The organism is Kitasatospora sp. NPDC056076, assembly GCF_042266305.1.
Classification (GTDB): domain Bacteria; phylum Actinomycetota; class Actinomycetes; order Streptomycetales; family Streptomycetaceae; genus Kitasatospora.
The window spans coordinates 37046-48162 of the sequence record NZ_JBHJWG010000014.1; the positions used below are offsets into that span (position 1 = coordinate 37046).

An 11117-nucleotide genomic window follows, 5' to 3' on the forward strand; every position below is an offset into this window, starting at 1 on the left:
CCGCCCCACACCCTCTCTCCGGCCGTAGGGCCGGGGAACGCGACGGCCGCCTCCGGGGATCCGGGGGCGGCCGTTCGCGTTGTTCCTGCGTTGTTCCTGCGGGGTGCCGGGCGGGGGTCAGCCCAGCTGCTGCTCGATCGCGCGCAGCTTGCGCTCCAGCGAGTCCAGCTTCGGCATCGAGAGGGTGTCGTCGTCGGCCGTCAGGTCGATGGTCGAGCTGCGGTAGGACGAGGACGAGGACGACGCCGAGCTGCCGGTCGAGCCGCTCGTGGAACCGCTCGTGGCGGAGGCGTAGGACGACCCGACGGCGGCACGCGGGCGGCGGCCGGCGTCCAGGGCGGAGCGGTCCAGCGTGCTCGCCGAGAGGGACGGGGTGGGGGAGAGGTACGGGTCGTGCGCGGTCGGGGCGGTGCGGTCGCTCTCGGCGGCTAGGGCAGGCTCCGTAGCGGTCTGGCCGTCTCCGGCAGCCGTGAGCGCGGGCACCTGACGCCCGCCGCGGGCCCGGGCGAGCATGCCGCCCTGGCGGGAGATCGCCTTCAACTCGGCCCGCTCGCGGCGGTCGGCGGAACGGGCGCGCACCTTGGCGTCCAGCTTCGCCTGGCGCTCCTCGCGCACCTCCTCGACCGCCTCGTCCAGACTGCGGACGTTCTCCAGCAGCATCAGCGACCAGGCCGCGTAGGTCTCGCGCGGGGCGCGCAGCCAGCGGACGATGCGGATCTGCGGCAGCGGACGCGGCACCAGGCCCTGCTCGCGCAGCGCGGCCTTGCGGGTCTGCTTGAGTGCCCGGTCGAACAGGATCGCCGCCGAGATCGACATGCCGGAGAAGAACTGCGGGGCGCCGGCGTGGCCCAGGCCGCGCGGGGCGTGCACCCAGTTGAACCAGGCCGAGGCGATCGCGAACACCCAGACCAGCAGGCGGGAACCGAGCGCGGCGTCACCGTGGCTGGCCTCGCGGACGGCGAGCACCGAGCAGAACATCGCGGCGCCGTCCAGGCCGAACGGGACGAGGTACTCCCAGCCGTTGGACAGGCCCAGGTTCTCGATGCCGAAGCCGACCAGGCCGTGGAAGGAGAGCGCGGCCGCGACGCCGGCGCAGCAGAACAGCAGGGTGTACGAGGAGATGCCGTAGATCATCTCCTTGCGGCGGCGGCGCTCCTCGCTGCGCTCCCAGGAATCGCCGGCCTCGTCGTGCTTCGTGCTCTTGAATCGCAGCGTCGCCATCAGGATGGCGATGAACAGCAGGGCTGCGCCGCCGACGACGGTCCAGACCAGCTGTATGGAGGTCAGGTTCATTGCGGGTCGGGCCTCGGGTTTCCGCAGGGGACAGGTTCACAGCGCGACACAGGTGGTCAGGTCCCGCGGGGCGGGTGCCGCCTGACGGTTCGTTCGTCGCCGCACGACGTGCCCACCGCGCCCGCGCAGGGGCGGACGGGACACCTGTGCGGCTAGACGATATCGCGTCCGAAGGGGCGGCATGTTACGGGAGGGCGGCTTCCCCGGGCCAATCGACCCACCGGTTCGGGTCGCGGGTTCGGGTTCGCGCCGCGGGTTCGCGCTGCGGGTGGGCGTCAACGGCCGGGCGGGGTAGGGAAAGGAGGAGTTCGGGTATCCGTCGGCCCGGTCGATGCCCGATCATGGACCGGCGGATCGTCCATGGACCGGCGGATCGTCAGACCGCCGCACGGAGGCAGGGGGAGAGGACTGGATGGTCTCGATCTGGGAGTACCTGCGCGGGGACAAGAGCTACACCTTCGACAACCCGGGCGGGCAGCACAAGGTCACGCTCACCAAGTCGGCGCCGCAGCACGCGATCACCGGCTCGGCCGCCACCACCGGCTACCTCTACGTCAACCTGCACTGGACCATGCGCTCGGGCGCCGTCCGGCCGAGCACCCGGGACACCCTCAAACGCTTCTTCAGCCCGCGGATCCTCAGCCCGCTGGAGCCCGACTCGCCGGGCGGCAACGAGCAGCTGAACGTCGACCTCGACCTCGCCTGCATGTACGAACTCTCCGACGGCACCCGGGGCGTGGTGCAGCCGCTCGGTGAACTCTTCGGCGACCTGCGGGAACCGCCGTTCATCAAGCTCAGCGGCGACGACCAGTACGGGGCGCCCTCCGGCGAGACGATGTACGTCAACCTGGAGAAGAAGGACAAGTTCAAGCGGCTGCTGATCTTCGTCTACATCTACGACGGCACCCCGGCCTTCGAGCAGACCCACGCGGTGATAACGATCGTGCCGCAGACCGGGCCGCGGATCGAGATCAAGCTGGACGAACGGGCCCGGTCGGCGCGCTCCTGCGCGGTGGTGCTGATCGAGAACGCCGGGGACAACCAGCTGACCGTGCGCCGCGAGGTGCGGTACGTGAACGGGTTCCAGGCGGACATCGACCGGTTGTACGGCTTCGGGATGCAGTGGCAGCGGGGGTACAAGGGGCAGCAGCCGGGCGGGGGCGGGGACTGAGTCCCTGGCGGGGGCGTGGTGTTGCCCGGGGCCGCGGTGTCGCCCGGGGCGGCCCCGCCGGGCGTCGGGCTCGGCGGGGCGGGGTGTGGGGCGGGTCCGGGGTGCGCGGTGGTTCCGGTGGTTCCGGTGGGGACGGCGCAGTGGGTCAGTGGGTCAGTGGGGCTGGAACTGCGGGCCCTGTGGGGGCAGCGCGAACTCCTCGGCGGGCGGGCCCTGGGTCGGTGCCGGTGCCGGTGCCGGTGCCGGGGGCTGCGGCGGGACGGGCGGCTGCTGGCCGGTGCCCGGCTGGTGCTGGGGGTAGCCGTACCCGGTGCCGGGCTGGTGCTGGGGGTAGCCGTAGCCGCCGGAGTGGGTGCCCGGCTGGGGCTGCTGCGGCGGGTACGGCTGGTGGGGCTGGGGGTAGCCGTAGCCGGTCGCGGGCTGGTGCTGGGGGTAGCCGTACCCGGTGCCGGGCTGGTGCTGCGGGTAGCCGTAGCCGCCCGACTGGGTGCCCGGCTGGTGGGCCGGGGGCTGGTGGGTCGGCGGCTGGTGTGCTGGGGGCGCGGGCGGGGCCGGCGGGACGTTCGGGGGCACGGTGGGCGGGGCCACCGGCGGGGGCGGGGTGGCCGGGCCGTTCGCGGTGGCGGCCGCCGGGGCAGGGGCCGGGGTGGCCGGAGCGGCCGGGGGCTGGGCCGGAGGTTGGGTCGGGGACTGGGGGACGGCCGGGCTCAGGGTGAAGGTGCCGGGTTCGGGCCGGGCCTCGGAGCGCGGGTCGGGCAGCGGGGTGGCCCGCGGGTCGACCGCGCCGGTGGGGGTGGCGGTGGAGGCGGGAGCCTGGGCCGACCGGGCCGCGGCCGCGGCGGCGGCCTCCGCCTCGTCGTCGACCGTGATGCCGAAGTCGGTGGCCAGGCCGATCAGCCCCGACGTGTACCCCTGGCCGATCGCCCGGAACTTCCACGAGCCGTTGCGCCGGTACAGCTCACCCGCGACCAGCGCGGACACGTTCTCGGCGTCCACGATCGCGAACTCGGCGAGCGGAACCGCGCCGTCACCCGTGGCGGCGTCGAACAGCAGCAGCCGCAGCCCCGGGACGGCGCGGAACGAGCCGCCCTCGGAGGAACCGGCCAGCACCACCCGGTCCACCTCGACCGGCAGCTTGGCCAGTTCGACCTCGACCGTGTCGATGATCTCGGCGCCGCCCGCGGTGTGCTGCTTGGGCAGGTGGCGGACCAGGCCGGAGGGGTGGCGGGGCTGGTTGTAGAAGACGAAGTCGGCGTCCGAACGGACCTTGCCGTCGGTGCCGAGCAGCAGCGCGGACGCGTCCACGTCCGGCGCACCGGGCGTGGCGCTCCAGCGCAGCACGGCGCGGACCGCCGCCGCCGGCAGTGCGATGTTGGCGCCCTTGGCCATCACGTGCGTCATAGCGGACCATCCTGCCCGTTCGCCACCCCTTCGGACAACGTGACCGGGACGGTCGGCGTGGGGGCGGACTTTGCCAAGACTTGCGTCGGATCGAGGTTTGCGGCGGGCCTTCGCTGACCGGCGAGTGGTCCGTTCGCGCCGGGCCGTTGCCCGCAGGATGATCGTTCCGGGTGGGTCGGGTGCCGGCCGGATGTTCCGGGAGTTCAGTGCCCCGACGCCGGGAACGGCCGGAAACCGTCCGTACGATGGGCCTTCGAACAGGCCCCCGGAGGCCGGTGGAGGGGAGTCCGCCGGCGGTGCGTCCAGGCGGAAACCGCGGGCCGGAGGCCGTCCGTCCGGTCGGCCAGCCCGCCGTCCAGCCCCGAGGAGAGCACCATGCGCCATTTCGGCCACCTCGCCGACGACGTCCGTGCCCGGCTGTTCCTGGAGCAGCCGCGGACGTTCACCGCGGGGAGCGAGCCCGCGGTGCTCGCCACCGCCCTCGGCGGCACCCTCTACAGCCCCGCGACCAGGCCCGCACTGGCCGCCGACATCCGCAAGCTGGCCGGGCAGGGCGTGGTGTCGATGGTGCTCTGCCTGGAGGACGCGATCGCCGACCACGAGGTGGACGCGGGCGAACGCAACCTGGTCGAGCAGTTGTCGGACCTGGTCAATGATTTCACCGATTGTGCACAGGATCATCCGCTTCTCTTCATCAGGGTCCGCACCGCCGGGCAGATCCTCGACCTGGCCGAGCGGCTCGGCCCGGCCGTCGGGCTGCTGAGCGGCTTCGTCCTGCCCAAGTTCACCCCGGAGACGGGCGGCGCCTACCTGGCCGCGCTCGCCGCCGCCGAGGCCGCCACCGGGCGGCGGCTGTTCGCCATGCCCGTCCTGGAAACGCCCGAACTCGCCCACCTGGAGACCAGGCGCGAGCAGCTCTTCGGCATCGCCGACCTGCTCGCCGAGCACCGCGACCGGGTGCTCGCCGTCCGGCTCGGTGTCACCGACCTGTGCTCCGCCTACGGGCTGCGGCGCTCACCCGACCTCACCGCCTACGACGTGGCCCTGGTCGCGGCCGTGATCGGTGACGTCGTCAATGTGCTCGGCCGGGCCGACGGCACCGGGTACACCGTGACCGGGCCGGTCTGGGAGTACTTCCCGGTGCAGGAGCGGATGTTCAAGCCGCAGCTGCGCCGCACCCCGTTCGCCGCGACGGCCGGCACCGCCCGGGCCTCCGGTGAGGAGGTCCGCCGGAGGATCATCGAGCACGACCTGGACGGGCTCATCCGTGAGGTCGAACTCGACCGGGCCAACGGCTTGTTGGGCAAGACCTGCATCCATCCCAGCCACGTCCCCGCGGTGCACGCGCTGTCCGTGGTCACGCACGAGGAGTACTGCGACGCGCGCGACATCCTGCGACAGGAGCAGGACGGCGGCGGGGTACTCCGCTCGGCGTACACGAACAAGATGAACGAGGCCCGGCCGCACCGCGCCTGGGCGGAGCGGGTGCTGCTGCGGGCGGAGGTCTTCGGGGTGGCCCGGGAGGATGTGAGCTTCGCGGAGCTCCTGTCCGCCTGCCTGTGCGGCTGACCCCGGCCCCTCGATCCGACCGTCATGACCCGACCCGATCCGACCCGGCATGACCCGACCCAGTACGACCCGACACGCGCGAACCGATCGATCAGCACCACCGAAGGCGGGACCAGCAGTGAAGAGAGCAGAGACGGCGGCGGTGGCGGCGGAGGGCGGCTGGACCGGGCGCTGGGTCGCCGAGCGGGCCGGGATCGCGCTGACCGGATCGGAGCGCCTGCCCGAACTGGTCGGTCTGGCCCTGCGGTCCGGCAACCCCAAGCGGGCCCACCTGCTGGTCTCCAGCGTGCTCGGCAAGCACGTCCCGCAGCGGCCCGCCGTGGTGCACGGCGCCGGCCTCGAACTCGGCCGCCGGGTCCGGGAGCTGCTCGGCCCCGCGGAGGCCGGCCGGGCCGTCGTGCTCGGCTACGCGGAGACCGCCACCGGCCTCGGCCACAGCGTCGCCGACGGGCTCGACGCGCCCTGCCTGCACTCCACCCGCCGCCCCGTCCCCGGGGTGCCCCCGCTCGGCGGCTTCGAGGAGGAGCACTCCCACGCCACCGGGCACCTGCTCCTCCCGGCCGACCCCGAACTCCTCTCGGGTGACGGTCCGTTGGTGCTGGTGGACGACGAGCTCTCGACCGGCCGGACCGTCCTCAACACCATCCGCGAACTGCACCGCCGCCACCCGCGCGGCCACTACGTGGTGGTCGCCCTGGTCGACCTGCGCTCCGCCGAGGACCGGCACCGGCTCGCCGCAGCCGCCGCCGAACTCGGCGCCCGGCTCGACGTGGTGGCCACCGCGAGCGGTGGCGTCGACCTGCCCGAGGACATCGTGGCCCGGGCCGAGCGGCTGATCGCCGCCGTCCCCCCGGCCGCCCCGCCGCCGGCCGTCGAGCCCGCCCCGCTGGTCCGGGTCGAGCTGGACTGGCCCGCCGGGCTGCCGGACGGTGGACGGCACGGCTTCACGGCGCACGACCGCGAGCGGCTGGACGCCGTACTGCCCGCCCTGGCCGGGCAGTTGGCGCAGGCGCTGGGGGCGGGCGCCGGGCCGGCGGACGGTGCGGCGGTGGGTGCCGGCGCGGCGGTGGACGGCGTGGACGGTGCTGAGCAGCAGCGGGTCCTGGTGCTCGGCTTCGAGGAGCTGATGTACGCGCCGCTGCGGCTCGCCGAGGCGCTCGCCCAGCGGGTCGGCGGCGACCGCATCCGCTACTCCACCACCACCCGCTCGCCCGTCCTCGCCGTGGACGATCCCGGCTACGCCATCCGCACCCGGCTGGTCTTCCCGGCCCACGACGACCCGCAGGACGGCGGCTCGCGCGAGCGCTACGTCTACAACGTCGCCCCCGGTGAGGACGGGGCCCGCCGCTTCGACGCCGTGGTGCTGGTGGTGGACGACGTAGCCGATACCCCGGCCCTGCACCAGGGGGAGTACGCGCTGCTGCGCCAGCTGCGGCAGGTGACCGACCGGGTGGTCCTCGCGGTACTCCCCTCGTACCGCCCGGTGCTGCCCTCCGTACCGTCCTCCGCGCTGTCCTCCGTGCTGTCCTCCCCGTTGCCGGCTGCGCTGCCGACTCCGCTGTACGGGCCGGAGTTCTCCTCCTACCGTCCGGAGGAGGTCGCCTGGCTGCTCAAGGACCTCTCCGACGTCCCGCTGGAGGCCCCCACCGAGGAGCGGGAGGAGGCCGTCCAGCACGGCGGCGCCCACTACGCCGAGTCGCTGCCGGTCGAGTACTGCCCCAGTGCCGAGTACCAGGAGCTGTTCCACCAGGCGCTGCGCGGTTCGGCCCGCCGGATGGCGCTCGCCGTCGGCACCGTCGCCGAGACCCTGCTGCGCGAGCGGGGGCCCGGCCTGGTGCTCGCCTCGCTGGCCCGGGCCGGCACGCCGGTCGGCATCCTGGTCCGCCGCTGGCTGGCCTTCGCCCACGGCCTGTCCGTCCCGCACTACGCGGTGTCCATCGTCCGCGGCCGCGGCATCGACCAGGTCGCGCTGCGCTATCTGGCGGCCCACCACCGGGCGTCCGACGTGGTCTTCGTGGACGGCTGGACCGGAAAGGGCGCGATCACCCGCGAACTCACCGACGCGCTGGCCGGCACCGGCTTCGACCCGGACCTCGCGGTGCTCGCCGACCCGGGCCGCTGCGTCCGGACGTACGGCACCCGGGAGGACTTCCTGATCCCCTCCGCCTGCCTCAACTCCACGGTGTCCGGGCTGGTCTCGCGCACCGTACTGCGGGCCGGACTGATCGGCCCCGGAGACTTCCACGGCGCCAAGCACTACGCCGACCTCGCGGGCGGGGACGTCTCGGAGGCCTTCCTGACTGCGGTGGCCGACCACTTCGGGGAGGTCCGCGCCCTCGCGGTCGAGGCGGCCGGACGGCTCGCCGCCGACCCGGACCGCACGCCCGACTGGGCCGGCTGGGCCGCCGTCGAGCGGATCAGCGCCGAGTACGGCATCGACAACATCAACCTGGTGAAGCCCGGCGTCGGCGAGACCACCCGGGTGCTGCTGCGCCGGGTGCCCTGGCGGGTGCTGGCCCGGCGCGGCGCGGGCACCGACCTCGACCACGTACGGCTGCTCGCCGCCCAACGCGGCGTCCCGGTCGAGGAGGTGGACGGGCTGCCGTACAGCTGCGTGGGCCTCATCCACCCCCGCTACAGTCGGGGCGCGACGGGGGAGAGCGGACGGGCCGTGACGGGGAGGGAGTCCTGATGGGTGCCGTGGACGGTACGGGTGGCGGTGCGGGCGGTGCGGGCAGTGCAGGTGGTCCGGGCGGAGCGGGTGGTCCGGGCGGTGACGAGGGTGGCGTGCTGGTGGCCAGCGACCTCGACCGTACGCTCATCTACTCCGAGCGGGCCCTGGCCCTGGACGGCCCCGACCGGCCCGCGCCGCGGCTGCTCTGCGTCGAGGTGCTGGACGGCCGCCCGCTGTCCTTCCTGACCGAACGGGCCGCCGCCCTGCTGGTCGAACTGGGCCGCCGGGCCCGCTTCGTACCCGCCACCACCCGGACCGTCGAACAGTACCGACGGGTCAACCTGCCCGGACCGACGCCCACGTACGCGATCTGCGCGAACGGCGGGCAGCTGCTGATGGACGGCGAGCCGGACCGCGACTGGCGCCGCGAGATCACCGCGCGGATCGCCGCCGGCGCCGCCCCGCTGGACGAGGTGGTGCGCCAACTCGCCCTGAGCGCCGACCCGGAGTGGACGCGCAAACGGCGGGTAGCCGACGAGCAGTTCGCCTACCTGGTCGTCGAACGCGACCGGCTGCCCGACGGCTGGCTGCCCGAACTCACCGGCTGGTGCGCCGAACGCGGCTGGCGGGTCTCACTGCAGGGCCGCAAGGTGTACGCCGTGCCGCAGCCGCTCACCAAGAGCGCCGCGCTCGCCGAGGCCGTCCGCCGCAGCGGCGCGCACACCGTCCTGGCGGCCGGCGACTCCCTGCTGGACGCCGACCTGCTGCTCGCCGCTGACGCCGGATGGCGGCCCGGGCACGGCGAACTGGCCGACGGCGGATGGACGGCCCCCGGCGTCACCGCCCTGGCGGAGGTGGGGGTGGCGGCGGGGGAGGAGATCGTCCGCCGGTTCCTGGCGGCGGCCACCGCGGCCACCGCCTCGGTCATGCCCGCCGACCCCGTCGTCGCCGGTTAGCCGTCGGTCGCCACCGGTCCTCCTCGGTCAGCCGCAGCACCCGCCGCCGCAGCAGCCGCCTCCGCCCCCGCTCGGGGCCTGCTGCGGCGCGCCGCCCGCCGCGCCGGTGACGGCGACGGTGGACAGCAGCTTCACGGTGTCCGGGTGGCCCTGCGGGCAGACGGCGGGGTCGTTGGCCTGCGCCATCGCGCGGCGGAGCTCGAAGGTGGCGCCGCAGGAGCGGCAGCGGAAGTCGTAGCGTGGCATACCGGCAGGGTACCGACCGCGCTCAACGGTGCGGGCCCAGATCGCCGCGGATCATGCCGATCACCCGCGCCGCCGTCTCCCGCACCGCCGCCAGCTCGGTCAGGAAGTGCCAGTAGTCGGGGTGCCGGCCCGAGGCCTGGAGGGTCTCCAGCGCCCGGTCCAGTCGGGCCACCGCCTCGTCCAGCGGGCCGGCGTGCCGCGGGTCCGGCGCGGTGCGGCCCGCCATCGCCAGCCGCTGGGCGTCCCGGACGGCGAAGCGGGCGCGCTCCACCTCCCGGTTCGGGTCGTGTTGCACCTCGTTCAGCTGCCGCAAGCGGTCGTTCACGGCCTGCACCGAGCCGTCCGCGGTCTCCAGCAGCGCGCGGACCGTACCGATCGCGGCCGTGGCGTCCGCCCACCGCTGCTCGTCCCGGGCCCGGGCGGCCTCGGCGAGCTTGCGCCCGGCGGCCCGGCCCGCCTCGGCGACCTGCTCGGGCACCCGCTGGAGGTCCTGCCAGCAGGCCGTGCTGAACCGGCGGCGCAGCTCGCTCAGCGCCGGATCGACCGTCTCCGCCTTGGTCTCCAGCGCCTGGATCCGGGTCCGCAGGCTGGACACCCGGCGGTCCAGCTCCCGAGCCCGCTCGGGCAGCTGGGCGGCGTCGGCGGTGATCGCCTCCGCCCGCCGCCGCACCTCCTCGGCCCGCTGCAGCGTGGCCGCCACGCCGTGCCGCGCCGCCCCCTCGTTCAGCCGCCCCAACTCCGGCGCCAGCTCGGCCAGCCGGGCCGCCAGGTCGTCCGCCCGCAGCCCGGCGCCGCGCACCTCGTCCAGCGTGGTGGTCGCCCGCAGCAGCGCGTGCTTGGCCTGCTCCACGGCCGGTGTGACCCGCATCAGCTGCTGCTCGGCGTGGACCAGGGTCGGCTGGAGGCGGCGCAGGAAGTCGGTCAGCTCGGCGCGGGCCGAGCGGAGCTGGCCCTGCACGTCCACCAGCAGCCGCCGGGCCTGGGCCACCGAACCGGCGTCCAGGTCCTCCCGGTCCAGGTCATGGGCGTCGAGCGCGGCCAGGTAGTTCACCGTGACCTGCTCGACCCGGCCGGAGATCGCCGGCAGCTCGGCCAGCACCCGCTGCGCCGCCGCACCCTCCTCGACCGCCCGGACGGTCTCCACCGCCAGCCGGAGCTCGCGCTGCGTCTCGTCCAGCTCGTAGAACGCCTCCTGCGCCGCGGCCCGCGCCTCCCGCGCCTCCGCCCGCACACCGTCCCCGGCACCCCGCCGCCCCCACCAGCCGCCACTGCCCGCCGACGCCAGCCCGACCGCCCCCAACGCACCCGCCAGCACCACCGGCAACACCAGCGCGTCGCCCAGCGCACTCCCCGCCCGACGCCGCCCCCGCCGCCCGCTCCCGCCGGCCACCGCCACTGCGCGCTCCCTGCTCCGACCCGCTGATCCGCGCCCATTCTCCCCGATCCCCCCGCACCACGGGCAGCCCCCTCCCACCACCCCACCCCGCCCGCACCACACCACCCCGCCGGACCAGGTACCCTAGGCACTCGTCGTACGCCCGAAGGGCCACGACCGGGGGCGCGTAGCTCAGTGGTAGAGCGCTGCTCTTACAAAGCAGATGTCGGCGGTGGCGATGAGCTCGGCGGCGAGCAGCCGGTTGCCGGTGACCAGGGAGTCGATGTCGGGGGCGTCGAGGAGGGCGAGGCCGCGGGGGAGGGTCGGCGCGGTCTCGACGCGCAGGACGGGGGCACCGGCCGGGTCGGCGGTCTCCTCGTCCTCGTCGTCGTGGTCGGGGTGCTGGTGCCCGCCACCGACCGGGGCCGGGTG

The 11117-nt window shown here is 74.8% G+C and carries 8 protein-coding genes and 1 pseudogene; 4 read left to right on the forward strand and 5 right to left on the reverse strand.

Annotated elements, in window-relative coordinates:
• Positions 1 to 117: 117 nt before the first annotated feature.
• Entirely contained in the window at positions 118 to 1293 is a 1176-nt protein-coding gene (locus ACFC1T_RS13935; protein WP_375887790.1) for a DUF2637 domain-containing protein, read from the reverse strand.
• A 412-nt stretch (positions 1294 to 1705) separates the two neighbouring features.
• Here ACFC1T_RS13935 and ACFC1T_RS13940 point away from each other — a divergent pair, with 412 nt between their 5' ends.
• Positions 1706 to 2464 (forward strand): Tellurium resistance, encoded by a 759-nt coding sequence (locus ACFC1T_RS13940; protein WP_375887791.1) that lies wholly within the window; start codon positions 1706 to 1708, stop codon positions 2462 to 2464.
• 153 nt (positions 2465 to 2617) lie between these two features.
• On the opposite strand, the gene ACFC1T_RS13945 is transcribed toward ACFC1T_RS13940, so the two are convergent.
• A complete protein-coding gene (locus ACFC1T_RS13945) occupies positions 2618 to 3865 on the reverse strand; it encodes a TerD family protein (RefSeq protein WP_375887793.1) in 1248 nt (415 codons plus the stop codon).
• 375 nt (positions 3866 to 4240) lie between these two features.
• Between ACFC1T_RS13945 and ACFC1T_RS13950 the strand changes: the two genes are divergently transcribed.
• The 3 genes from ACFC1T_RS13950 to ACFC1T_RS13960 are packed head-to-tail and all read left to right on the forward strand — an operon-like array spanning position 4241 to position 9064.
• A complete protein-coding gene (locus tag ACFC1T_RS13950) occupies positions 4241 to 5434 on the forward strand; it encodes an HpcH/HpaI aldolase/citrate lyase family protein (RefSeq protein ID WP_375887796.1) in 1194 nt (397 codons plus the stop codon).
• A gap of 49 nt (positions 5435 to 5483) precedes the next feature.
• Positions 5484 to 8126, forward strand: a complete 2643-nt coding sequence (locus ACFC1T_RS13955) for a phosphoribosyltransferase (RefSeq protein ID WP_375887799.1) — start codon at positions 5484 to 5486, stop codon at positions 8124 to 8126.
• Complete coding sequence (locus ACFC1T_RS13960; protein WP_375887802.1) at positions 8126 to 9064, forward strand: HAD family hydrolase; 939 nt, start codon at positions 8126 to 8128, stop codon at positions 9062 to 9064. The genes ACFC1T_RS13955 and ACFC1T_RS13960 overlap by 1 nt, the downstream gene beginning before the upstream one ends.
• Before the next feature lie 27 nt (positions 9065 to 9091).
• On the opposite strand, the gene ACFC1T_RS13965 is transcribed toward ACFC1T_RS13960, so the two are convergent.
• The 3 genes and pseudogenes from ACFC1T_RS13965 to ACFC1T_RS13975 all read right to left on the reverse strand — a co-directional run.
• Positions 9092 to 9310 carry a zinc ribbon domain-containing protein gene (locus ACFC1T_RS13965; RefSeq protein ID WP_375887805.1) on the reverse strand — a complete coding sequence of 73 codons (219 nt, stop codon included), beginning with the start codon at positions 9308 to 9310 and terminating at the stop codon, positions 9092 to 9094.
• Positions 9311 to 9332: 22 nt separating this feature from the next.
• Positions 9333 to 10706: a hypothetical protein gene (locus ACFC1T_RS13970; RefSeq protein ID WP_375887807.1), complete on the reverse strand. Its 1374-nt coding sequence runs from the start codon at positions 10704 to 10706 to the stop codon at positions 9333 to 9335.
• 201 nt (positions 10707 to 10907) lie between these two features.
• Positions 10908 to 11117, reverse strand: a pseudogene (locus ACFC1T_RS13975) (ATP-binding protein); the annotation flags it as partial.

Bases quoted from the DNA above. Each gene is read 5' to 3' on its own strand.
- ACFC1T_RS13935 (WP_375887790.1), bottom strand. From the start codon at position 1,293: ATGAACCTGACCTCCATACAGCTGGTCTGGACCGTCGTCGGCGGCGCA.
- ACFC1T_RS13960 (WP_375887802.1), top strand. From the start codon at position 8,126: ATGGGTGCCGTGGACGGTACGGGTGGCGGTGCGGGCGGTGCGGGCAGT.
- ACFC1T_RS13945 (WP_375887793.1), bottom strand. From the start codon at position 3,865: ATGACGCACGTGATGGCCAAGGGCGCCAACATCGCACTGCCGGCGGCG.
- ACFC1T_RS13940 (WP_375887791.1), top strand. From the start codon at position 1,706: ATGGTCTCGATCTGGGAGTACCTGCGCGGGGACAAGAGCTACACCTTC.
- ACFC1T_RS13950 (WP_375887796.1), top strand. From the start codon at position 4,241: ATGCGCCATTTCGGCCACCTCGCCGACGACGTCCGTGCCCGGCTGTTC.
- ACFC1T_RS13965 (WP_375887805.1), bottom strand. From the start codon at position 9,310: ATGCCACGCTACGACTTCCGCTGCCGCTCCTGCGGCGCCACCTTCGAG.
- ACFC1T_RS13955 (WP_375887799.1), top strand. From the start codon at position 5,484: ATGACCCGACCCAGTACGACCCGACACGCGCGAACCGATCGATCAGCA.